Genomic DNA, 24,369 nt, shown 5'->3' with positions numbered 1-24,369 from the left:
AGCAAAATAACGAAACTGTTGAGAAAATTAAGGATAAATAAAATAATATCGGAATCAAAATAAATGAAAGACGAAGAAGACGATAACATAATTCCAAACGACGACGAAAATAATCAGGATGAAAACCAGATTGATGACAATCAGGATGGAGATGACGATGAGATTATCGACGTAGATGCCAGACATTTTGAGGGACAGCATTTTTACGAAAATCAGGAAGAAGAAGGCGAAGACGTTATTACGAAAGTAACCGGAATGTACAAAGACTGGTTTCTGGATTATGCTTCGTATGTAATTCTGGAACGTGCAGTTCCTGCTATCGAAGACGGTTTCAAGCCTGTACAGCGTCGTATTATGCACTCTCTGAAAGAACTGGATGATGGTCGTTATAATAAAGTTGCCAATGTAGTAGGACACACCATGCAGTATCACCCACACGGAGATGCGAGTATTGGTGACGCCATGGTACAAATTGGTCAAAAAGATTTATTGATTGACTGCCAGGGAAACTGGGGAAATATCTTAACAGGTGACGGTGCGGCAGCTTCACGTTACATCGAGGCACGTTTGTCTAAGTTTGCTTTAGAGGTTTTATATTCTCCAAAAATTACAGATTGGGGTGTTTCGTATGACGGTCGTCGTGCAGAGCCAAATAATCTTCCGGTAAAATTCCCATTGCTTTTGGCACAGGGAGCAGAAGGTATCGCAGTTGGGCTTTCAACAAAAGTATTGCCTCACAACTTCAATGAATTGATTGATGCTTCTATCAAGATTTTAAAAGGAAAAGCCTTTACATTATATCCTGATTTCATGACACAAGGTATTGCCGATGTGTCCAATTATAATGACGGGCTTCGTGGCGGACGTGTACGTGTGCGTGCTAAGATTTCGCAGTTAGACAAAAATACATTGGTAATTACGCAGATTCCGTTTTCGACCAATACTTCGACTTTGATTGACAGTATTTTGAAAGCCAATGATAAAGGCAAGATCAAAATCAAGAAAATTGAAGACAATACAGCTGCCGATGTTGAGATTTTAATTCATCTTTTCCCGGGTGTTTCGCCGGATAAAACAATTGATGCTTTATTTGCTTTTACAGCCTGTGAAACTTCTGTAGCACCTTTAGGATGTGTTATTGAGGATAATAAGCCATTGTTTATCGGAGTTTCTGAAATGTTGAAAATTTCAACTCACAGAACAGTTGATTTGCTTCGTCAGGAATTAGAAATTCAATTAGAAGAATTAAAAAATAAATGGCATTTTTCTACTTTGGAGAAAATCTTCATTCGCGAAGAAATGTATATTGATTTTAAATTATATTCTGATAGGGAATCGCTTTATAAATATTTATACGACCGTTTTGAGCCTTTCAAAAAATCATTCGTCAGAGAAATTAATGATGATGATTTGCAAAGACTGACTCAGATTCCGATGATTCGTATTACCCGTTTTGACTCTGACAAGGCCGATGATTTTATCGCGAAGTTAGAAGAAGAAATGAAAGAAGTAGAACACAATCTGGAGCATTTAACCGATTTTGCAATTGCTTATTTTACCAAATTAAAAGAGAAATACGGAAAAGGCCGCGAACGTCAGACAGAACTTCGTGTTTTTGATAATGTTGAGGCAACAAAAGTTGTTTTGCGTAACACAAAACTTTTTGTAAACAGAGAAGAAGGTTTCGTTGGAACTAGTTTAAAGAAAGACGAGTATGTAGCCGATTGTTCGGATATTGATGACGTAATTGTGTTTTTACGCGATGGTAAAATGATGATTACAAAAGTAGATGCCAAAACATTTATCGGAAAAGATATCATACATGTTGCTGTTTTTGATAAGAGCGATAAACGCACGATTTACAATATGATATATCGTGACGGAAAATCAGGCCCTTCTTATATCAAACGTTTTAATGTTTCCGGAGTAACAAGAGACAAGTCTTATGATCTGACAAATGGGACAAACGGTTCTCAGGTGGTTTATTTTTCTCATAATCCAAACGGAGAAGCTGAAGTAGTTACTATTTTATTGCGTCAGATAGGAACCATCAAAAAACTGAAATTTGACATAGACTTTGCTGCTTTGGCAATTAAAGGACGTGCTTCAAAAGGAAATTTAGTTACTAAATATCCAATTAAGAAAATCGAATTAAAAGAAAAAGGAATTTCTACTTTACTGCCAAGAAAAGTCTGGTTCGATGATACTGTAAAACGTCTGAATGTGGATGCCCGAGGTGAATTGCTTGGTGAATTTAAACCAAGTGATAAGATTTTGATAATAAGCCAGTCAGGAAAACTAAAAGTAATCACTCCGGAGTTATCGACTCATTTTGATGAAGATATGATCGTTTTAGAAAAATGGAAACCTAAAAAACCTATTTCTGCGATTTATTATGATGGCGAAAAAGAGCGTTATTTCTTAAAACGTTTTCTGGTTGAAACCGAAAATAAAGAAGAAAGCTTCATTACAGATCACCCAAATTCGCAATTAGAAATTGTATCGACAGACTATCGTCCGGTAGCACAACTGGTTTTCACGAAAGTAAAAGGTGTTCAGAAAGAAGATTTACATGTAGATGTAGAAGACTTTATAGCCGTAAAAGGTTTTAAAGCTTTAGGAAATCAATTAACCGCAGATAAACTAAAACAAGTTAATTTGTTAGACCCGCTTCCTTATGAAGAGCCGGTAGAAGAAGTTCCGGAAAAGCCGGAATTATCAGAAGATGATCCGGTTGAAACAGAATTAGATGATGATGGCCAAATAGGATTGGTTTTAGATTAAAATAAATGAAAAACGCTAAGATTAGTTTCTTAGCGTTTTTTTGTAATTGAAATCTAATCAAGCTGTAACGGAACTTTGTCCTGAACCCATTTTACCTCATTATTTTCGATAATGACTCTAATAAAATCACCATCTTTAACTTCTCCTGAAATTATTTTTTTTGCCAGAGGTCTTCTCAAATGACTTCTGATAATACTTTTGATTGGTCTTGCTCCGTATTTAGCATTAAATCCATTTTCAGCCAGGTAAGTTTTAGCCTCAATCGGAATTTCAACAGTAACATTAATGTTTTTCAACAAATCCATGAATTCCTTTTTAAGATGGATCTCAAATATTTTTAATGCGTTTTCCATATTTATAGGTGCAAAAGGTACTATTTCAGTCAATCGTCCTAAAAATTCAGGTCGGAAATAATTACCCATAATTTCCATTAAAGAGCTTGAAGTAGGAATTTGACCATTGTTGAACGTGTCTACAATATGATCTGCTCCAATGTTTGAGGTGAAAAGTATGATGGCATTCGAAAAATCACCTTCTTTCCCTAATCTGTCATGCAGTTTCCCTTCGTCCATAATCTGCAGGAAAACATCAAAGACAGAAGGATGGGCTTTTTCGATTTCGTCAAATAATACTATTGAATAAGGTTTTTGACGAATTTTATTGACCAGCAAGCCGCCTTCCTCATAACCAACGTATCCTGGAGGCGCACCGTGAATTATTGCAAAATGTCCTGGATTTGTTAAAAGACGAAAGTTCTTCGTTTGCAGGCTTAGGAAAAGATTTTATGAATAGTTCTTTGGTCGAAATTAATCAACTGCTGGCATCTGTTGAGCAACAGGCAAAGGAAAGCAGTTTTTCTAAAAATAGCGATCCTTACCTGATGATTAAACCCAAGGCAGATGAATCTATTGGAAAATCATTTGAGATAAGTTACTGGTCAACTTGTGCCGAAGAAGGAAATGATATCAAGGCCGGTACCATTTTGGAAAGCAATGATAATTTATTTTTTATAAGCAATACAATGACCTTAATGACCAATACTGTTGGAGGCTTAAACAAACAAAGCAACAAAGACCGTATTTTGGCTTATAGAAATGCCTTATTGACCCGCGGCAGAATCGTGACTTTTGCTGACATAAAAGCATTTGGTTTTAATCATTTTAAAAATGCTGTTTCGGCTATTAAAATCGAAAAAGGAACGCGAAAAGAAGTTTCGGTAAAAGCGGGTTTCAGTAGAACAGTCGATATTTATATTCAGACAAATCGCGAAGAAAAACAGCATTTATCTAATGCAGAATGGGATTATTTATGTGACAGTTTTATGAAACAGCTTAAAAACAGATCTTCAAATGTATTTCCGTATCGTTTGTTTATAGATAATTAAATAACAAAGGTTTGAATAAAATTCAAACCTTTGTTATTTAAAAAGCTGATTTAAATTAATTACTTTTTTCTCCTTTAATTTCTTTACGATTTTCAAAAAAGCAATTGCAGTGATGTAAGCGTCTCCCAAAGCCGTGTGCCTGTCTTTTTTTGAAATGTCAAACTTATCGGCGAGATCATCTAAGGTGTAATGATCTTTGCGTTCAAACAAATGAGATTTAATCAGAGTTCTTTTGTATAAGCTTGCCGTATCTAAGGTCAGATTAGAGAGCAAAGGAAAACCATTTCTCTCTAATGCCTTATTTATCATTGTGATATCAAAAACAGTATGATGTGCAATAATTATAGAATCTCCCAAAAAAGCTAAAAATTTTTCTAACCCTTCAGATTCGCTTGGCCGGTTGATTACAAAAGCTTTTAATATCCCATGTATTTGGGCCGTTGATTTATCATAATGATCCTGTTCAATATAAATTTCCAAACTATCCTGAATTGCGATAATCCCGTTTTGCAAAGCCAAAGCGCCAATACACAGGATCCGGTCATTTTCGTAATCAAAACCAGTTGTTTCTGTGTCTAAAACAACAAACCGGGTTTCTTCGATAGTGATATTTTCATCGAAAAGATTATCTTCTTTTTTCCAGAAATTAAATAAACTCATGTTTATACGATGTTTGAAATATTGAACCGAATACTGATTAACTCCTGAAGTTCTTTTATAGTTTTAAAAGTTCTTTTGAGTTTTATTTTTTCCATTTTCGATAACGATTCCAATGCAATGAATTGCCCTGAATCATTATGCAAAAGACCTTGTTTGGTCCTGAATTTTAATAAAGCCTTAAACGAATACGAACACGATAAATATAGTTCCCTGTTGTTAGGTTCCAGCTCTGCTAATTTTTCAAAACGTTCTGCAGTATTGCTTATTGATTTTACAGAATGTGATAAAATCAAAACTCTGGCAGCATCAGTAAGAGGCATTAACGCTCTTCTTTTTATATCAAAATTATCTTTATTCGCGCCATCCTGTTCTACTAAAAACTGTCTGAAGAACCCGGTAGGGGAAGGACTTTGCAAAGCACCGCTTACTAAATGGACATAAAATACAGGATTTGCCTTTACAGTTTCAAAAATATAATCTGAAAGACTGTTTGTAATTTCCGCATCGCCATAAGTTAAACTATAGTCAAAAAAGATAAAGGATAACAAAACTTCATTTTTCCCCGGATTTGTAATCCAATGGTGTACCTGCTTTTTCCATTCATTAAGGCTCATGCACCATTTTGGGTTTGAAGCCATCATTTCGGCAGGACAATACTCGTAGCCAATTTCAAAAAGGCCTTTATTGACAAGAGTGGCAAATTTCTGAAAATATACTTTTGTTTCCTCTTTAAAGACATCAGAGACATTTTCATAAACAATTGCATTGTCCTGATCGGTATGCAGCATTTGCTCACTTCTTCCCTGGCTTCCCAATGCCAGCCAGGCAAACTTTGCAGGGGGCTGACTGCTCATTTTTTCCAGAGAAATTTCAATAACGCGGGTGATGCAGGCTTCATTTAATCCGGTTATGATTTTAGAAATCAATGTCATCGGAATATTTTGATCTAAATAACCTTGCAGGAGTTGCATTATTCTTGCACGGATAGGTTTTATATCCTTAGCTTTTTTGGCTCTTTTTAGAGCTTTTATCAAAACCGCCGGATTATTTCCTAATGCCACCATTACATCATGTTTGGACAGAATCCCAACTGCTTTTGTATTCGTTGTACCGTCTTTTGTAAGGCATAAATAACTGATATTGCTTCTCATCATGGCCATTTGCGCTTCAGTTACCGTCATTTTTTTAGGATAGGTAATGACGGGTTTAGTCATGATTGTTTCAGCGGTCGTCAGAATAGAATAGTCACCTGTTACAATTTTATTGCGAAGATCTTTATCTGTGATAATCCCAATTGGAAGCATTTCATCAACAATCAGTATTGCTCCGACTTTTTTCTTCGTCATTATCTTTGCAATATCCCTGGCAGTGGTAGACGGACTGCAGGTAACGATTTTTTTTGAATATTTTATCGGTTGTAAATCAAAAGAATGACTGTCAGAATGCATCGATTCCTGAAGTAAATCATCTCCGTAAAGTTTGTCTTTATGAATATCAGAATAAGGATTTCTTGTATTAGAAGCGTAACTTTCAATCAGAAAATTTCCAACATTTCTGTTCTCCAGTGCGTAAGGTTTAAAAATAGCAATTGGAATCGCATATAATATACTTTCTTCATGCGTTACCGCTTCCATTATATAATTTTCCTGTGCCAGAAGCGGACGTAATCCAAAAATATCCCCTTCATCACACATATCCAAAACAACATTTTTCTGATTTTTTTTTAAGGCCACGGCACCTTTATGTACCACATAAAAAGAATCATGTGTTTTTTCATTTTCTGCAAAAATCACAGAATCCTTCTCTTTATAAACAATAGAAATTTGTTCCGAAAGTTTCTCAAGATCCTTCGGATGAAGGAAATTAAACGGTGGGTAATTCTTTAAAAAGTCGGCAACTCTTTGCGAAATGGTATTTTTCATTAGGTTAGATTAGAGTTCTAAAATACTATATAAAAATATAAATGTGAAATAAACACTAAAGTATTTTTTGAAAAGGCGCAAAGACACAAAGGTGCACATGCGCAAGTTTTTTATGATTTTTATTTTAAGATAATACATAAAAAAAGTCCCTATATGGGACTTTAAAGAGTTTACTCAACTTTAAAAACTTTACCTCGTTGCTTTTCTTCAGATCCGACCATACCAAATTCAAAAGTATAAGAATCTTTTTCAGTCGTTAAAATTTTCATGCTGATCGCTTTTTCTTCAGCCATGTTTTTCGGATGTTTTTTCTGTAAGATATATTCGCAATCGCTTACCCAGCGTACTGTAGAAGTGTCCGTTTTACCATCAAAAGTTTCAATTTCAATACCGTCTTTGCGCTCGAAAAACGTTGTTTTTTTGACACCATTTACTTCAAACTCAAATTTAAATTTCCCGTTTTTAAAATCTTTGCAGTTGTGTTCCGCATTATAACAGGATACCAAAGCCAGAATTGGAAGTAAGAGTATAATTTTTTTCATAATTAATTGGATGTTGTTTTTAAAGAGCTAATCAAGGTTAGAAGTATATTGTGTAAATAAGAAATGAAGCACCAATAAGAGCAAAAATAATATTAAGAATCCCGAGAAAAATCAAATTACGTCTTTTGTTTTTAATAGCTTGTTCTTCACATAAACGTGTTTTACACGATTTAATTAAAATCCAGTACCAAAATCCACCTAAATTTGCATGATATTCAATCATTTCAGTCTTTTGAGTTCATCATCGGTAAAGTTCTTAATTTCTTTTTCCTTACCAAACTTTTCGGCATTGTAATTTCCGGATTTATTTTTAGGAATTGATAAACTATCCCATGAACTGTTTTTTAATTGTTTGGCATAAAAAACAATCTGACCAACATGATACGGATAATGTGCCAATTGACGATTTATCGCCTCAATAACCGTATGACCTTCATTTCTGATATAAATAATATCCGAAAGCTGTTCCGGTTTTAACTCATTCAAAGCGTTTTCAAGACAATCCCAGCCTTTGTTCCAGACAGACAGGACTTCTTCTTTGGATTGTAAATCATTTTCGAATTCTGAGTCTCGTTTACGCCATTCCTTTTCTCCGTCAGAGGTTAGGAAATCAGTCCAGCGTGACAGCATATTGCCCGAAATGTGCTTTATAATTGTAGCAATGCTATTGGTATCTTCATTGACAGCGACAAAAAGCTGTTCAGGTTCCAGTTGTGCTATTGCTTTTTCGCCCAGCATTTTATAATACAGGAATTGTTTTTTAACGCTTTCTAAATAGGAATTATCGGCACTCATAATTATATGATTTTAATATCGTATTTATCTAAAAGACCCTCAATTCCCTGTGTAGAAAACTGTGCTTTTCGCATCGGATTAAATTCCGGGTCAATTTTGTAATTATAAGCCGTCCTGAAATCAACGCCGGCTAATTGTGTTTCATTAAAAATAGCTCCTTCGAGATTACAATTATCAAAAACAGCACTGGTTAAATTCACACCAATAAAAGCAACATCCCGCAAAGAAGAATTTATAAACTTAGTTTTTGGCATTTTTTTGTTTGAAAAAGCCGCGTAATCTAAAGTGCATTCTTCAAAATATACCTGAAACAGGAAATCATCACATTCATTAAAAGCGATTCCAAGAAGTTTGGAGTTTTTAAAAGTTACATTTTTTAAACTTGTCCCCGCAAGGCTTGTCATCGACAAATTGCAATCGACAAATTCGCAGTCTAAAAAACTATTGTAAGCAAAGTTGCTGTTTGAGAAATCACAGTTTTTGAATACACAATCTTCAAACTCCCGATTGTTAATTTTTTTGTCAATATAAATGACTTTCTCGAATGTTTTCTGAATGTGTATTATGCCTTCCATTTTATTTAAGCTAAAATTTAAATTGTAGATTATGCTAAACCTGTCGGTTTTATATCATAACTGATTTAGTCATTAAACAACCCCTTCATAATGATTTTCAACCCATAAAAAATCAAGAACATAGCACTTAAACAAGCCACGATTCCAATTCCTAAAACCAGATAATGCCAGTCAGTATGCTGATTCATAAATGCATTATAAATCAATGACGGCCCAATAAATAAAAGAGGTAATGAACCTGATAAGTACTTAATGCCTTTTCCTAATAATTGTTTATTTGTTGCCATTTTTAAAAAGATAGTTGCATGCCTATCCCATTTTTATTAGTTATGAGATTCATTTTGTCAATTGAAAATCCAACTTTTTTTGGCGATGAATTGTTATAACCATCAATAGCAGATTCAATTTTTTTTGTACGCCCGGATAGAACAGGTATTGAAATCAGCGTCGCTGCCAATCCCACATATGTAAGAGCTGTTGGGTATTTTACATCTTGTGTTAAACCTCCTACGAGATCAGCGGCTGTTAAGCCAAGTCCAAATCCTAAAAGTAACCCTCCGGCTGTACTTTTTGTCTTTCCGGTATTATATTTTGCTAAAAGTTCAGGCTGGGATGACAATATTTTTTTTACTTCGGCATTAGATATTTTTTGGCCGTCAGAATCTAAAACTTTGCCATTTTTATAGCTAAGATGCTGAGAAAAAGAACAGATAGAAATTAATAATAGAAGAATGGTAATTTTTGTTTTCATAGTTTTAAGATGAGGTTTAAGGATTATATTTTATTGAAATTATCAACAGCATTTCTTACGCTGCCATATTTTTTCAATAGTTCAGAAGCATCTTCATAAGAAACCGGAATTTCTCCCATAATCATTTTTACCCCACGATCTACCAGTTTGACATTGCTCAATTGCATATCCACCATTTTGTTGCCTTTTACTTTTCCAAGCTGAATCATTGCTGCTGTCGAAATCATGTTCAAAACCAATTTCTGGGCTGTTCCTGCTTTCATTCTTGAACTTCCGGTAATAAATTCCGGACCTACAACAACTTCAACCGGGAATTTTGCCGTTAACGCTAGTGGGCTTCCTGCATTATTAGTAATACACCCTGTCAGAATACCATTTTGATTACAGGTTTCCAGACCTCCAATAACATATGGGGTAGTTCCGGAGGCAGCAATTCCGATAACAATATCGTTCTCGCCAATATTATTTGCCTGCAGATCAATCCAGGCCTGAGTTGCATTGTCTTCTGCGTTTTCTACTGCACGACGAATGGCAGTGTCGCCACCGGCAATAATTCCGTTTACTAAATCAAAAGGAACTCCAAAAGTAGGAGGACACTCCGAAGCATCCACAACACCTAAACGTCCGGATGTTCCGGCACCGATATAAAATATTCTTCCGCCCAGTTTTAACTTTGCCACTGTTTCTGCTACAAGAGCTTCGATTTGCGGAATAGCTTTTTCTACTGCGTTGGGAACTGTTTTATCTTCATTATTAATGTTGATAAGCAGTTCATGAACTGACATTTTTTCTAAATGTTCGTATTTTGAAGATTGTTCGGTTGTTTTTGTAAACGTCATTTTTTATCGAAATAGTTATCCTCCAAAATTAAACTTTTTTATGGCAAATCAATAAAAATTCAAAGTTAAACTAATCATTGTTTTTTAATATTTTTATGATTCAGAATGCTTTCTGAATTCATCTAAAATAAAGTAAAATGCTATATTTGTTCTATAATAAAGACCAATGGACAAATTAAGTTTTTTGAATATAATCGCCTGGATAGCCGTTTTTGTTTCGCTGTTTCTTGCGTTTTTTCTTTTTACCGTAAAAACCGAAAATAAACTCGCAAACCGTTTATTTGCATTCTTTTTTATTCTTAGCGCACTCGATCTCAGTGGCTTTTTTTTCTATGAATTTATTGAAGGACAATTTGATATTGAAGTTTTTAGATGGACAACCTGTTTATTGGGAATGCCTTTGTTTTATTTGTTTGTTCTTGCTGTATGCTATTCTGATTTTCGGTTAAAATGGAAGCATTTCCTTCATGGAATCCCATTTATTGTAGTGAATTTAGTTTTTATTCCGGGATTTTATGCTGCTGACGAGATAGAGAAAGTTCGATTTTTCAGAATTCATGATCAAATACCAGAAATGCTGTTTTTCCGTTTTTTAGTTGAAATTCAATACTTTTTTTATATCATAAGTGTATACCTGATTTTAAAGAAGTATAAAGGGCTTTATTTAGAGAACTATGCTAATGCCGGTTTTTCAACCTATAAATGGCTTTTTCAAATGACTACAGTTTTTCTTTGCGCGCATGTTATTGTGGTATTAAAAACTTTATTACGATATACGAATTTTGATGAAACATTTCTTTGGGCAAATGTTCTCGTAGGAAGCATTGCATTACTAATTACCTGTTGGTTTATAATGAAAGCTTTAAATCATCCGGAACTTTTCAGGGGAATTAATTCTAAATTAAAACTGACTAAAGATATCCTGCCGGAGGCTGAAATTAAAAACGAACCAGACCACATTCAAAATGATGTAATCAGGGATCAGATTTCAAAATTAAAACAATATATGGCCGAAAAAGAGCCTTTTCTTGATCCGTCACTTACGATTCAGGAACTGGGAAATCAGATTAATATTCCGGTTCGGGATTTGTCTATCCTGATAAATCATCATATTGACCAGCATTTTTTTGATTTTGTGAATGAATATCGTATTCAGAAAGCCATGCACATTTTAAAAGATCAGTCAAAAAGCCAGCTTACGATTCTTGAAATTTTATACGAAGTAGGTTTTAATTCAAAATCCTCGTTTAATACCTCTTTCAAAAAATATACAAATTTGACACCGACAGTATACAGAAACAGTTGAAAATAAACGTTTTGTAAAAAGTCGTACTTCATACGCAATAAAGTCGAACCAATTTCCTGATGAGAAAATGGTTCGACTTTTTTTTGTCGGTCGCTCATGGAGATTTTCTAAGGCAACTTTGCTTCAAATTAATCGAACAAGTTAAAAATTGAAACCATGAAAAAATCGAACCTCTTAATCTTTTTAGTATTGCCTTTATTTTGTTTAGCACAGTCAACATTAAAATTAAAAGGAAAAATAGCAGGCGAAACAACTCCGTTAGAATGGGCCGATGTTTCGATCTTAAATCAGGAAGCAAAAATTATTGACGGAACCACAACCAGACAAGATGGTTCTTTTGAAATCAACCTAAAAAGCGGTTCTTATAAAATCGGAATCAGTCTTTTGGGATATGCTGATTATGAAAAAGAAATTTCATTAGAAAATGATACAGATTTAGGGATCATTATCCTCAGGGAAAATGCCACCAATCTCGGCGAGGTTGTTATTCAGTCAAAAAACAAAACTATCGAGCAGAAAACAGACCGTCTGGTTTATAATCCTGAAAATAATGTGACTACGGCCGGAGGTGACGCTCTGAGCGCAATTAATACAGCTCCGGGTGTTGTGGTAAAAAACGATTTGATCACAATATTAGGAAAAGGAACTTCCCGCGTAATGATTGATGAGCGCCTGATTGAATTAACAGGCGAGGAGCTCAACAATTTTTTAAAATCAATATCGGCAGCTGATATCAAAAGTATTGAAATTATAAGCAATCCACCGGCAAAATATGCAGCTGACGGGACTGGCGGACTGATTAATATCATCATGAAAAAAGGAGTTCGCAATTCCTGGAAAAACACAACCACTGCTTCTTACGATCAGAATAAATACGGGATTTATACTTTGAGAAATAATTTCTTCTACAATAAAAACAAATTTAGATTTTCGGCAAGTGTTAACGGAAAAACCGGTTATAAAAATTCTGATGAAGATCTGGAAATGTATTTTCCTGACGGACTTTCTAGAATGAACAGTACAACAAAAGTAAAAAATGAAAATCTTTCAGGAAAACTGGCGTTGGATTATGATTTTTCTGAACACACAACAATTGGTTTTCAGTTTTTGAATGACAGAAATAATCCTGATTTTGGTTCAGATATCAGAATTGAAAAGTATGATAATCAAAATGTCTTGAATAATGTGACACTGAATAAAAGTTTTACGGATAAAGCATCAAAAAATCAGACATATAATGCGCATTTGATAACGCAGATAGATTCTTTGAAGCGAAAATTGTCTTTTGATGTAGATTATTTTAATTACAACTCAAAATTTGACAGAGATTTTACAGCAAATAATTATACACCTGAAATGGAATTTGTTGATATAAATCAGGCAGGAAGAAACATTTCAAACCAGGATATTGATAACTGGAGTTTTAAAGGTGATATGGTGCATCCGTTTCAGGCGTTTAATTTATCCTACGGCGCAAAAATGAGTTTGACAAACAGTGTAAGTGATGTACTTTTTTACGATAATATTTCGGGTACAGCCCAATTAGACCCAAACCAATCGAATCGGTTTGAATACACTGAAAATAACCAGGCAGTTTATATTAACGGAGATAAAAAAATAAATGACAAATGGGATCTTCAACTGGGACTAAGGCTTGAGAATACGCAAACAAAAGGATTTTCTCAAACGCTGAACCAGGAAAACGTAAATGATTATTTGAAGTTATTTCCAACTTTTTATGCTTCATACAAGAAAAATGAAAATAATACTTTTAGTTTAAATTATGGAAAGAGGATTAACAGACCCCGTTTTGATTTACTGAATCCGTTTAAGGTTTACATTAACAGCAATAGTTATTCTGAAGGGAATCCGTTTTTGAAGCCTTCATTCAGTGATAATTTTGAATTGGCGCATTCGTATAAAGAGGTTTTGAGAACGAGTGTTTTTATGAATGTGATTGCAAACGGTTATGGCGTTATTTTTACATCGATTCCGGAAACAAATACACAGATTGTAACGCGCGAAAACTATTTTAAAGGGTTGAATTACGGACTTGGAGAAAGTTATTCGGCAAGTTTTGCAGATTGGTGGCAGAGTGAGAATTCATTGTATTTTTTAGGCTCAAAAACTGAATTTATAAAAGATATAAATTCAACACCGTCAAATAGCCTGCAAGTTGATTTTACGACAAACAATACTTTTATTTTAGGGAAAACGACAAAGCTTCAGGTTGATTTTAATTACAGTACACCTTTTAACAGTGGTTTGTATGAAGTTGGATATGTTTCCAGTTTTGATATTGGTTTTAAACAGGATTTGTTCAATAAAACACTGCAGGTTGCATTTTTAGCAAATGATATTTTTAATACTTCTTATCTAAAAGATTTTGCATCGGTTGTAAATGGCGTAAAACAGGTGTACAGCCAAAATGAAAGTAACCGATTTGTGCGTTTGTCTGTGATTTACAATTTTGGAAACAAAAAGATTAATGTAAAGGAACGCAATTTTGGAAATCAGGAAGAAAGAAAGAGAACCGGGAACTAGGGAATGAGATAATTAGATAATTAGTCAATTTGATAATTAGATAATTTTTATTGAAAACCTGAAACTTGAAACCTGAAACCTGAAACCTGAAATTTGAAACCTGAAATTTGAAACTCGGGATGGGGTCACGCCCAAATTATAAAAAGAAAGCCAGCAGAATTCCAAGTACAATCATAGAAACTTTGGCAATATTGAATTTGTGCCCTTCGCTGCTTTCAAAAATTATAGTAGATGAAATATGGAATAAAATACCAATTACAATAGCTGTGATTTCAGTATAATAATCATTCAAAATTGGTAAATAATCAGAAGCAACTGTGCCTAACGGTGTCATGATAGCGAAAGTAACCATAAAAGCAAAAATGGCTTTTTTGTTTAGGCCGGCATTCATGAAAAATGTTGTTAAAATTACAGCAATTGGCAAGTGGTGGATAGCAATTCCTATAGCCAGATCATGATGGTGACTTACCGGAAAACCTTCCAGAAAAGCATGAATACAAAGACTGATAAAAAGCAGCCACGGAATCTGGGACATTTGCGCATGTCCGTGAACATGCCCGTGCTCGGCTCCTTTGGAAAAAAATTCAAGGATGATCTGAAATAAAATTCCGATCATAATAAAAAGTCCAATATTATGATGGTGCGAATGATAAACTTCGGGTAAAAGATGCATTACGGTCAGTGATAATAGAAATGAACCGCTAAATGCCAGTAATAATTTTAAATTGGTTTTGTTTTGTGGTTTTAAAAACAAAGCCACAATATATCCTAAAAGTACAGAAAATAAGGGTAATAGATAGTTCATCATTTTGCTTTAATCGTTGATTTGCTTAACTGTCCTGGTTGTTTTTTGTTTAATCGGCCAACCGATCGAACAAGTAACGACTGACAATCTATTTAAAAATCATAATTAATCGTTCGCTTTCTGTTTTGTGGAATTTTTTGAGTTTATAATCCCCAAAAATATCTAATAGAAAAATACCCGCTTCTGCCATTAAATCTTCAAAATCTTTTAAGGTCAAAGCTTTTACTTTTTCAGTAAAATGAAATTTTCTGCCCTCATCTTCAAAATCTATTTCTTTCAGAATATGACCGTCTTCTACGTATCTTTTAATATTAAAGTCAATTCCGTCAACGGTTTTTACTTCTTCGGGAACCAAAGTTTCAATAACCTGATTGACATTCATAAAATCAATTACGGCAAAACCATATTCCGATAAGCTTTCTTTGATGGCTTTTAGTGTGGTAAGATTGTCATCGTCACTTTCGAAATAACCAAAACTGGTAAACAAATTGAAGATAGCATCAAACTTTTCTTCAAAAGGCTCACGCATGTCGTGAACTTTAAAATGTAAAGTTTCGTTACTGTTTTTACTGGCTTCAGAAATGCTGTTTTCAGATAAATCAGCGCCCAGAACATTAAACCCTAACTGATTTAAGTAAATAGAGTGACGTCCCTTTCCGCACGCAAGATCCAGGACTTTTGCCTTTTCCGGAAGGTTTAGATAATGCGTCAGGTTATCCATAAAAATCTGAGCTTCCCGATAGTTTCTGTCTTTATAAAGAATGTGATAATACGGAGTATCAAACCACGAAGTAAACCAATTTTCGTTATTGGTTTCCTGATTTGGCGTTGATGAGTTAGGTGCGTCAGACATTTATTCTATTTCAATTAATTCAAAGTACCGCAAATTTAGTGTATTTTTGCCGAAAAATAACTATTTCGCAACGATACCTCGCGAATAGTTAAGTAAACAGTAAAGTTTTTAATGCAGATTTGATTTTGATTAGGAATCTGTTTTAATTCAAATAAAAAGATGGAAGAAAATTTTAGAATGATAGCCAAATGTTTTTTTGGTTTTGAAGAAATATTAGAGAATGAATTGCGTGCTCTGGGTGCCCAGGATGTAGAAAAAGGCGTGAGAATGGTCAGTTTTAAGGGGGATAAAGGTTTTATGTACAAAGCCAATTTATCATTGCGGACTGCGCTTAAAGTCTTAAAGCCGATTTATTCTTTCAGAGCCAATAATGAGCAGGCTTTATACAAAGGGATTTCGGGTATAAACTGGTCAAAATTGTTAAATGCCAACCAGACATTTGTTATTGATGCAACGGTACATTCTACTTATTTTAATCACTCTGAGTTTGTTTCCCAAAAGTGTAAGGATGCCATTGTGGATCAGTTTAGAGAAAGAACAGGACAGCGTCCGAGTATTGATAAAGCTTTTCCGGATTTGCGTATCAACGTTCATATAGATAAGGATCAGGTTTCGGTTGCCTTGGATACCTCAGGAAATTCACTGCATCAGCGCGGCTACAGAACAGCTACGAACATTGCACCTATCAATGAAGTTTTGGCAGCAGGAATCTTATTGTTGTCAGGCTGGGAAGGGCAGAGTCATTTTCTGGACCCGATGTGTGGTTCAGGAACTTTTTTGGCAGAAGCAGCTATGATTGCCTGCAATATTCCGGCAAACATCAACCGAAAAGAATTTGCTTTTGAAAAATGGAAAGACTGGGATAATGATTTATTTGATCAGATTGTAAACAGCCTGATGAAAAAAACAAAGGAATTTCATTATACCATAAAAGGTTTTGATAAAGCACCAAGTGCTGTAAGCAAAGCCAAAGATAATATCAGAAACGCTAATTTGGAGGATTATGTTTCGGTTTCAGAAAACAACTTTTTTGATTCTGAAAAAGAAATTGAAGGCAAACTTCATATGGTTTTTAACCCGCCGTATGACGAGCGTTTGGATATTCATATGGAAGAATTCTATAAAAATATAGGAGATACTTTGAAGAAAAGCTATCCGGGAACGAATGCATGGTTTATAACTGCAAATCTTGAAGCCCTAAAATTCGTCGGACTAAAACCATCCCGTAAAATAAAACTTTTTAACGGAAGTTTAGAAGCACGTCTGGTAAAATACGAAATGTACGAAGGAAGTAAGAGAACGAAATTTCAGGTTAACGAATAGTAACAAAGAGACAAAGGCTCAAAGGTACAAAGGGAAAAACTTTGCGACTTTGAACCTTTGTAACTCTGAACCTTAAAAAAAGAAAAATGACAAAACTACAAGTAAGAGCTTTTTTATACCAATTAGGATCTTTTGCAATTTTATTCATTGCGGGGAGATTTCTGATTGCTGAATATACAGGATTAACAGGAATCTGGATTCCGATGACATCGTTTATCGTGGCGACTTTGATTTCGCCTAAATTTCAGGCCGTAAAAACCAAAGACGGCGAAAAACTTTTTATGAAATGGATTTTTATAAAAGGAATTAGAGAAATAGGATAATATAAGGTTCTAAGGTGCTGAGGTACTGAGGTTCTAAGATTTTAAGAAGTAAACTAAAAAAGGAAGCCACGAATAATTATTATTCGTGGCTTCCTTTTATTTTTTTAACTCAGTATCTTAGCGCCTTAGCGCCTTAGCGCCTCAGTACCTTAGCCTCTCAGTACCTTAGCCCCTAAGAACCTTAGTCTACTTTTTAGAAGCGGGTATGATTTCAGGAACGATTACTTTTTTCTTGTAAAGCGGAATAAAATAAGATACGGTGTAGTTAAAACCAACGCCGAAGTTTCCGTCATATGTTCTGTTAAAGCCCGGAATGTAAAGGTTCTCAAAATTTCCTGGTTCTTTATTGCTTACCAAAAGTTTGAGCTGCACGGCAAAGCCAACAAATATGTTGTTGAATACTTTTGCTTTAACTCCCGCAGCAACTTCAATCCAGGCTGCCGTAAGACCGTTATATTTCTCTCCTGAAGCAATTGCCGGCTGTTCTCCCCAATATGGATTTGGATTGTATATTTTATAACTGTTCAATTGCTGGCTAAAAGTACTGAATCCTCCGCGTAACCCAATCGTTATAAGGTTTTCCATATCAAGCCAGTTTTGATACGTATTGTAATCAAAACCTCCTTTTAGGTAAGTTCCTGTTGCAGATGAATTTAGCCTGTCGTCATCGGTTGTTTTGTCTTCAAACCCCAATTCTGCTGCTAAATAATATTTTTTGGTTAGACGAAAATCTCCGGTAAACTCAACTCCTTTATAATCTTTATCATAAAAACCACGTGTCAGTTTATATAAATCGACACCAACGCGCAGGCCATATCGATCCGTTTTCGGAAGCGTATCTGTTTTTATTTGCTGAGCAGATGGTTTTGTTTTAGCTTTTTCGTCTATCTGTACAATTTCTTTTTTTGTGGCAGTTTCCTGGGCCTGAACCAAAAGCATTGAAAACAATAGAGAAATACTAAAAAAATACTTTAATGTGTGTTCCATTTTCGTATTCAATGTTAGGGTTTATTATAAAGATATTCTGCATCCAAAGTCCGTCTGCGTTAGGATCGGTACGTTGTAAGGTCAAAGACTGAAAGATGCTTTTGAAGCCGCAAGCTCTTGATACATATGTTTCCTGATGTGTATAATTAAACTTTATTCTGTCTTTGTTTTCTGATGATGCATTAGGATTTCCTGAGTTTAATATAAAATCATAAGTTGTCGTTTCTGCATCTGTTTTTAGAGGAACAGCAATAGAATCAGTAGTTATTACATATTTTGCTTCATCTATAGCAGCTTCATTAAAAATAATTCCTTCGTCCTGATCTAAACCAATTACTTTAAGGTTGGTTACTTTTTTTCTGACAGTCGGATTATTGATATCGTAAAAAGTGATTATCAATCGGGGAGTTGTTGGTGTATTTGCATCGCAGATATCATCTTTCTCGCAGCCGGACAAACCAAAAGCAAAAAGCAATAAAAAAGAGATTATTTTTTTCATGTATATTTTTTCTTATCGAAGTTCTAAAAGTACAACATTTTCAACATGATGCGTCTGCGGAAACATGTCTACAGGACGAACTCTCGTTACTTTATATTTAGCATCCATTAAAGCAAGGTCGCGCGCCTGTGTAGCAGAGTTGCAGCTTACATAAACTACTTTTTTAGGAGCAATTTTCAATATCTGATCAATAACTGCAGCATGCATACCATCTCTTGGCGGGTCTGTGATAATTACGTCAGGTTTTCCGTGTTGAGCGATAAAACTTTCGTTAAATACCACTTTCATGTCACCAACAAAAAACTCACAATTTGTAATATTATTGCGTTCTGCATTTGCTTTAGCATCCAGAATTGCTTCAGGAACACTTTCAACACCAATTACTTTTCCTGCTTTTTTAGAAACGAACTGAGCTATAGTTCCCGTTCCTGTATATAAATCATAAACAGTTTCATTACCGGTAAGACCTGCAAAATCGCGTGTTATTTTGTACAATTCATAAGCCTGGTCAGAATTCGTCTGGTAAAAAGATTTAGCGTTAATGCTAAATTTTAAGCCCTCCATTTCTTCCAAAATGTAATCTCTTCCTTTATATAAGATAACATTCTGATCATAAATGGTATCGTTTGGTTTTCCGTTTACAACATATTGTAAAGAAGTGATCTGTGGAAACTTTTCATACAGATGATCCAAAATTAGTTCTCTGTTCTTTTTATCTTCTTCAAAAAACTGAATCAAAACCATGATTTCTCCTGTAGAAACGGTACGGATCATTACAGTTCGCAACAATCCTGAATGTTCTCTAGGGTTAAAGAACGCTAAATTATGCTCATTAGCAAAATCTCTGATTTCGTTGCGGATCGCATTTGAAGGATCCTCCTGCAAATGACATTTTGTGATATCAAGAATCTTATCCCACATTTTTGGGATGTGAAATCCTAAGGCATTTCTGTTTCCCAGATCTTCCGTGCTTACGATTTCTTTTTCGGTTAACCAACGGCTGTTAGAAAAAGAAAATTCCATTTTATTTCTGTAGAAAAATTGCTTGTCTGAACCCAGAATGGTTTCGAATTCAGGAAGTTCTACTTTTCCGATACGTTGTAAATGATTTTTTACCTCGTTCTGTTTGTAATACAACTGTTGGCTGTATTTCATATTTTGCCACTTGCATCCTCCGCAAACTCCAAAATGCTCACAAATTGGATCAATACGGTGCTCTGATAATTCGTGAAATTTTACTGCTTTGCCTTCATAATAGGCTTTTCTTTTCTTAAAAGTTTGTACGTCAACAACATCACCAGGTACAACATTCGGAATAAAGATTACTTTTCCGTCAGGAGCCTTTGCTACTGATACTCCTTTTGCTCCGGCATCAAGAACCGGAATCTGATGAAAGACAACTTTGTCTGTATTTTTTCTTCCCATAGCGCAAAAATAAGGGTTTGTAAACTTTTTCAAATTTAAATTTTAAAATATTTTACCATTTTTTTTATTTTGTTAGTTTAATCAAGTATAAAAAGTAACTTTGTTTTAGCAATAATCCCAAATGCTGCATTTTTAACCTATTGTTTCGTTATTTTTTATGAAGTTGTATCACAATCTTTCAAAAATTAGCTTTTTAAAAAAAAGCTATGCATTCAAATTTTTGTTTGTTGCATTTATAGGTATACACATCCCCCTGATCGGAATTTTATTTTTTGTCCTTTTTTTTGATAATACTATATCTCCAACCTCTATCCTGATTTTTTCTTTGATTATGACATTACTGGCTACTTTCGTAACCCTCGTGGTGTTAAAACAGTTGATAGACCCAATCGCAATAGCTTCGAAATCGTTAGACGAGTATAGAAATGACAGGAAATTATCGGTTTTACCAACAGAATATACTGATGAGGCCGGTTTGTTAATGTGTAATATTCAGGAGTCTATCTACGAAGCAGAAAGTTTTATAAACGAAAAACAGGACTTGATTTATATGCTTTCGCATGACCTGAAAAATTTCGCCGGAAATCCGCAAGGCCTTGCTAACCTTATCATAAGTGAAAATCCTTCAGATTCTGTAAAAAATCTGGCGGGCTTAATTTGTGAATCAACGAATCTGCAATTCAGGTATATCGATAATTTTATAAAATTACTGAATGAGCATGATCAGGTAGCAAAGATAAATCAGGAAATCAGAACTATTGCATTTCCGGGTATTTTGCCTTTTATAAACGAACAGGTTGAGCAGCGTTTACTGGATAAAAATATAAAACTCTCATTAAGTTTAGAATTAGTCGAAGCTAAACTAAGAATTGAAGAAGGCTTACTGATTCAGGTTTTGGTGAATTTAATAAGCAATGCTATCAAATTTTCTTATTTTGATAGTGAAATCAAAGTAAGGATATATTTTGAAAAGGAAAAACTGATTATTACCGTTATTGATAAAGGAGTTGGTTTCGATAAAAATCAGATTGATGAATTATTTAAAAAGTTCACAAAAATGAGCCGTTTGGGAACTGCAAAAGAATCCTCTACCGGAATTGGTCTGTATTTATGCAAAAAGATCATAGAAAGAAATAAAGGAGAGCTTACTGCTGGAAGTGAAGGAAAGAACAAAGGAGCTGAATTTAAGATTGTATTTGACGTTTAATTTCTTCTTTTAATAATCTCGTAATTTATAATGGTAAAGAAATAAAAACAGGAATCGGCTGTTAGTTTACCAAGTATAATTCCGAAGAAATAATTGCCGCATAAAATTGGCATCCAGTACATGCAAAAAGGCCGGACTACCAGAAAGTCCAAAAAAGCAGGATAACCAAATTCCAGAACTAAATTTTTTACCAGCGAAAGAATTTCCCTGAATGTTGTTTTCCTGTCCTCAAGTTTATTCTGATATGCTGTTTTTTTATAAGACGTAATCAGGATAACCCCGTAAAAAGCCAGATATTCCGCAAAAGTAATTAAATAGGCAGTTGTTAATCCGCTGTAAATTTTACTAAACAAAGAGGTCAGAAGTGCTGCTGATGTACTTGCTAATTCAGCATATTTATATCTGTTAAACCATTCTTTGAAATTTGATTTTGTAAGCATTTTATGGGAAGGGACTGAGTTTCTAAGTTGCAAAGATACTAAGATTAAAATCTTAAAATATTTAATGCAACTTAGAAATACAGAGCTCAAAAAAAAATTATGCTATTTATAGCTTAGCATTGCTTTTCCGTTCATACATTCAATAGACGTTGGTACAGGAGGAGTATCACATGTGCTACTCATACCCCATTTTTGATTGAATTTATTCTCCAGGTCATTGTAGCTGTCAATCATAGTAAGGAAGGTAGCTTTATTGATTACTAATGAATATGGAATATATTTTTCTGGTCCACCACAAGGTTTTATACCAATTGTAGTAAAAGCCCAGTCTTCCGGATTATTGCAAGTTTTAGAGTTTACCTGTGAAAATGTTATAATTTCATTATACAAATTTTCTAAATTTTGTTTTTCTTCAGTAAAATCAGTCTCATACAGGAGTGTTGCTTTACCATTTACACAGTCAATTCCTATTGGAGCAGGCACAACATCACATATAGAATTAATACTCCATTTTGTGTTGAAATTTCTCTGTGCATTGTTATAGGTTTCGATTTTTTCGAAGAAAACAGTTTTGTCGATTGTTAATGAATAAGGAATATATTTTTCCGGTCCGCCACAAGATTTTACGCCAATCGCTGTAAAATGCCAATTTTCCGGATTACTGCATGTTTGTGAATTTACCAGTGAAAGTGTCACAATTTCATTGTATAAATTTTTTAAATTTTGTTCCTCTTCTTTCTGAGTTTCTTCGTAAACAAGCGTAGCTTTACCATTAACACAATCAACTAATTTTGGTACACGAATCACATCACAAATAGATACCACTTCCCATTTTGTGTTAAATTCGGATTGTTTATTTGTATAGTTTTTTACCTTATTAAGAAAGTCAACAGTATTTGTTTTTAGGGAATAGGGGATATATTTTTTTGGTCCTCCACAACTTTTTGATCCGATTGCTGTAAAAGCCCAATCTTTCGGATTATTGCATGTTTGGGAATTTACCAATGAAAGTTCCAGAATCTCATTATACAAATTTGTTAATTCCTGACTTTCTTTGTTTTTTGTAGTTTGTTCAGTATTAATTTCTTTGTCATTATTTTTCACTAAATCATCACTGCTACAGGAGTTTAATATCAGACAGACAGCAATTGCCAATAAACTTATTTTTTTCATAATACTTTTTTTAAAATTTTGTTAAAAGTATTATAAATTGCATAAATAAAAACCTACAAAAAGACACAAGATAAAATTATAAGACAAAATTAAGCCCAATAACTATAACAATTTAATTACCAAAGATGATGCACAGAAGATTTAATATACTTTTCGTAGATTTCATTCATCGCTTTAATTTTTTCGGAACTTAATTTTGGTAAATCATAAACCGATAAGTTCGATAAAACATGACTGTTTTTTGATGCTCCTGGAATAATACAGCTAACATCCTCAAAACTCAAAATCCATTGCAAGGCGTATGGAGCCAGGTTTTGAGCGTCCGGAAATAAAGATTTTAATTCCGCAACTGCTTTTAGTCCCAATTCATAATCTATGCCTGAGAAAGTTTCACCTTTATCAAAAGCATCTCCGTTGCGATTAAAGTTTCGATGATCCTGAGTGTCAAAAGTAGTTTTTGAATCAAATAAGCCAGTTAAGAGCCCGCTTGCCAAAGGAACTCTGGCAATTATGCCGATATCTTTTTTTCTGGCCTCAGAGAAAAACAATTGTGATGGACGCTGACGGAATAAATTGAAAATAATCTGAACAGTAGTGACATTCGGAAATTCAATTGCTTTTAAGGCTTCTTCCACTTTTTCTACGCTAACTCCCAGATTTAAAATCTTGCCCTGATCTTTTAACCTGTCAAACATTTCAAATATTTCAGGTCTGTAAAAAACTTCGGTAGGAGGACAGTGCAGCTGAATCAGATCCAAAGTTTCCAGTCCCATTCTTTTCAGGCTGTCTTCAACATATTTCTGAAGTACTTTTGGCTGATATCCTTCATTAACATGCGGGTTAATATGCCGCCCGCATTTAGTGGCAACATAAATGCGTTCAGACCGTGAACGTACAACACGCCCAACGGCAGTTTCGCTTAAACCATTTTCATAAACATCAGCAGTATCAATAAAATTTACGCCGTTGTCTATTGCCGTATTCAGAAGTTCATCTGCTGTTTTATCATTAAAACCCGATCCCCATTTTCCTCCAACCTGCCAGGTTCCGAGAGAGATTTCAGAGATATTAAAGTTCGTTTTTCCTAGTTTTCTGTAGTTCATTTCTTTTTAAGGTGCTAAGTTGCTAAGGTTCTGAGGTGCTAAGTCTTTTTTAAGTTGCTGTGATACTAAGATCTTGACAGTCTCAGTTTTTTAGCTCCGAGATTTTATTTATAATATAAAAAACTTAGA

General features: G+C 34.4%; 23 protein-coding genes and 1 pseudogene. 7 read left to right on the top strand and 17 right to left on the bottom strand.

The genetic code is table 11. From position 1 onward, the window contains the following. The first annotated feature begins 63 nt into the window (after positions 1-63). Entirely contained in the window at positions 64-2,784 is a 2,721-nt protein-coding gene (locus DCO46_RS07970; RefSeq protein WP_116752034.1) for a DNA gyrase/topoisomerase IV subunit A, read from the top strand. Between the two features lie 53 nt (positions 2,785-2,837). Here DCO46_RS07970 and DCO46_RS07965 read toward each other — a convergent pair. Further along, positions 2,838-3,506: pseudogene (locus DCO46_RS07965) on the bottom strand (AAA family ATPase); the annotation flags it as partial. A 14-nt stretch (positions 3,507-3,520) separates the two neighbouring features. On the opposite strand from DCO46_RS07965, the gene DCO46_RS07960 reads away from it, so the two are divergent. Next, positions 3,521-4,168, top strand: a complete 648-nt coding sequence (locus DCO46_RS07960) for a hypothetical protein (RefSeq protein WP_243416276.1) — start codon at positions 3,521-3,523, stop codon at positions 4,166-4,168. Positions 4,169-4,201: 33 nt separating this feature from the next. On the opposite strand, the gene DCO46_RS07955 is transcribed toward DCO46_RS07960, so the two are convergent. From DCO46_RS07955 to murQ, 8 genes are all read right to left on the bottom strand, one after another. Continuing rightward, on the bottom strand, positions 4,202-4,828 hold the full coding sequence (locus DCO46_RS07955; protein ID WP_116752033.1) for a PolC-type DNA polymerase III: 627 nt from the start codon (positions 4,826-4,828) through the stop codon (positions 4,202-4,204). 2 nt (positions 4,829-4,830) lie between these two features. Continuing rightward, positions 4,831-6,750 (bottom strand): DUF294 nucleotidyltransferase-like domain-containing protein, encoded by a 1,920-nt coding sequence (locus DCO46_RS07950; RefSeq protein WP_116752032.1) that lies wholly within the window; start codon positions 6,748-6,750, stop codon positions 4,831-4,833. 170 nt (positions 6,751-6,920) lie between these two features. Then, entirely contained in the window at positions 6,921-7,292 is a 372-nt protein-coding gene (locus DCO46_RS07945; protein ID WP_116752031.1) for a DNA topoisomerase IV, read from the bottom strand. A gap of 219 nt (positions 7,293-7,511) precedes the next feature. Then, complete coding sequence (locus tag DCO46_RS07935) at positions 7,512-8,087, bottom strand: DUF1572 family protein (RefSeq protein WP_116752029.1); 576 nt, start codon at positions 8,085-8,087, stop codon at positions 7,512-7,514. A gap of 2 nt (positions 8,088-8,089) precedes the next feature. Beyond that, a complete protein-coding gene (locus DCO46_RS07930; RefSeq protein ID WP_116752028.1) occupies positions 8,090-8,662 on the bottom strand; it encodes a pentapeptide repeat-containing protein in 573 nt (190 codons plus the stop codon). Positions 8,663-8,727: 65 nt separating this feature from the next. Next, complete coding sequence (locus DCO46_RS07925; protein ID WP_116752027.1) at positions 8,728-8,949, bottom strand: DUF6095 family protein; 222 nt, start codon at positions 8,947-8,949, stop codon at positions 8,728-8,730. A 2-nt stretch (positions 8,950-8,951) separates the two neighbouring features. Further along, a complete protein-coding gene (locus tag DCO46_RS07920) occupies positions 8,952-9,413 on the bottom strand; it encodes a hypothetical protein (protein ID WP_116752026.1) in 462 nt (153 codons plus the stop codon). Positions 9,414-9,436: 23 nt separating this feature from the next. Next, the gene (gene murQ / locus DCO46_RS07915; RefSeq protein WP_116752025.1) at positions 9,437-10,252 is read right to left on the bottom strand and encodes an N-acetylmuramic acid 6-phosphate etherase; all 816 of its coding nucleotides are present in this window, start codon (positions 10,250-10,252) and stop codon (positions 9,437-9,439) included. Between the two features lie 166 nt (positions 10,253-10,418). Between murQ and DCO46_RS07910 the strand changes: the two genes are divergently transcribed. Continuing rightward, a complete protein-coding gene (locus DCO46_RS07910; protein WP_116752024.1) occupies positions 10,419-11,558 on the top strand; it encodes a helix-turn-helix domain-containing protein in 1,140 nt (379 codons plus the stop codon). A 156-nt stretch (positions 11,559-11,714) separates the two neighbouring features. Next, positions 11,715-14,102 carry an outer membrane beta-barrel family protein gene (locus DCO46_RS07905; RefSeq protein WP_116752023.1) on the top strand — a complete coding sequence of 796 codons (2,388 nt, stop codon included), beginning with the start codon at positions 11,715-11,717 and terminating at the stop codon, positions 14,100-14,102. Between the two features lie 136 nt (positions 14,103-14,238). Here the strand turns inward: DCO46_RS07905 and DCO46_RS07900 are convergent, their stop codons facing one another. Together DCO46_RS07900 and DCO46_RS07895 are read right to left on the bottom strand one after the other, a co-directional pair. Beyond that, entirely contained in the window at positions 14,239-14,907 is a 669-nt protein-coding gene (locus DCO46_RS07900; RefSeq protein WP_116752022.1) for a ZIP family metal transporter, read from the bottom strand. 88 nt (positions 14,908-14,995) lie between these two features. Continuing rightward, positions 14,996-15,760 carry a class I SAM-dependent methyltransferase gene (locus DCO46_RS07895; protein ID WP_116752021.1) on the bottom strand — a complete coding sequence of 255 codons (765 nt, stop codon included), beginning with the start codon at positions 15,758-15,760 and terminating at the stop codon, positions 14,996-14,998. A 159-nt stretch (positions 15,761-15,919) separates the two neighbouring features. On the opposite strand from DCO46_RS07895, the gene DCO46_RS07890 reads away from it, so the two are divergent. Together DCO46_RS07890 and DCO46_RS07885 are read left to right on the top strand one after the other, a co-directional pair. Further along, positions 15,920-17,083: a class I SAM-dependent RNA methyltransferase gene (locus DCO46_RS07890; protein ID WP_116752020.1), complete on the top strand. Its 1,164-nt coding sequence runs from the start codon at positions 15,920-15,922 to the stop codon at positions 17,081-17,083. 86 nt (positions 17,084-17,169) lie between these two features. Then, positions 17,170-17,406: a hypothetical protein gene (locus DCO46_RS07885; protein WP_116752019.1), complete on the top strand. Its 237-nt coding sequence runs from the start codon at positions 17,170-17,172 to the stop codon at positions 17,404-17,406. Between the two features lie 186 nt (positions 17,407-17,592). On the opposite strand, the gene DCO46_RS07880 is transcribed toward DCO46_RS07885, so the two are convergent. The 3 genes from DCO46_RS07880 to rlmD are packed head-to-tail and all read right to left on the bottom strand — an operon-like array spanning position 17,593 to position 20,317. Continuing rightward, on the bottom strand, positions 17,593-18,393 hold the full coding sequence (locus DCO46_RS07880) for a DUF6048 family protein (protein ID WP_116752018.1): 801 nt from the start codon (positions 18,391-18,393) through the stop codon (positions 17,593-17,595). Then, on the bottom strand, positions 18,365-18,892 hold the full coding sequence (locus tag DCO46_RS07875; protein ID WP_116752017.1) for a DUF6452 family protein: 528 nt from the start codon (positions 18,890-18,892) through the stop codon (positions 18,365-18,367). The genes DCO46_RS07880 and DCO46_RS07875 overlap by 29 nt, the downstream gene beginning before the upstream one ends. Before the next feature lie 12 nt (positions 18,893-18,904). After that, entirely contained in the window at positions 18,905-20,317 is a 1,413-nt protein-coding gene (gene rlmD / locus DCO46_RS07870) for a 23S rRNA (uracil(1939)-C(5))-methyltransferase RlmD (RefSeq protein ID WP_116752016.1), read from the bottom strand. A gap of 376 nt (positions 20,318-20,693) precedes the next feature. Here rlmD and DCO46_RS07865 point away from each other — a divergent pair, with 376 nt between their 5' ends. Beyond that, on the top strand, positions 20,694-21,524 hold the full coding sequence (locus DCO46_RS07865; protein ID WP_243416275.1) for a sensor histidine kinase: 831 nt from the start codon (positions 20,694-20,696) through the stop codon (positions 21,522-21,524). Here the strand turns inward: DCO46_RS07865 and DCO46_RS07860 are convergent. From DCO46_RS07860 to DCO46_RS07850, 3 genes are all read right to left on the bottom strand, one after another. Further along, entirely contained in the window at positions 21,521-21,964 is a 444-nt protein-coding gene (locus DCO46_RS07860) for a hypothetical protein (protein ID WP_116752014.1), read from the bottom strand. The genes DCO46_RS07865 and DCO46_RS07860 overlap by 4 nt on opposite strands. Before the next feature lie 102 nt (positions 21,965-22,066). Then, on the bottom strand, positions 22,067-23,137 hold the full coding sequence (locus tag DCO46_RS07855) for a hypothetical protein (protein ID WP_116752013.1): 1,071 nt from the start codon (positions 23,135-23,137) through the stop codon (positions 22,067-22,069). A 116-nt stretch (positions 23,138-23,253) separates the two neighbouring features. Beyond that, the gene (locus DCO46_RS07850; protein WP_116752012.1) at positions 23,254-24,240 is read right to left on the bottom strand and encodes an aldo/keto reductase; all 987 of its coding nucleotides are present in this window, start codon (positions 24,238-24,240) and stop codon (positions 23,254-23,256) included. Positions 24,241-24,369: the final 129 nt, after the last annotated feature.

It is taken from the genome of Flavobacterium sp. HTF (assembly GCF_003105115.1).
Lineage (GTDB): Bacteria > Bacteroidota > Bacteroidia > Flavobacteriales > Flavobacteriaceae > Flavobacterium.
The sequence above is the reverse complement of the archived record's forward strand: the minus strand, read 5'-3'. Positions and strand labels throughout refer to the sequence as shown.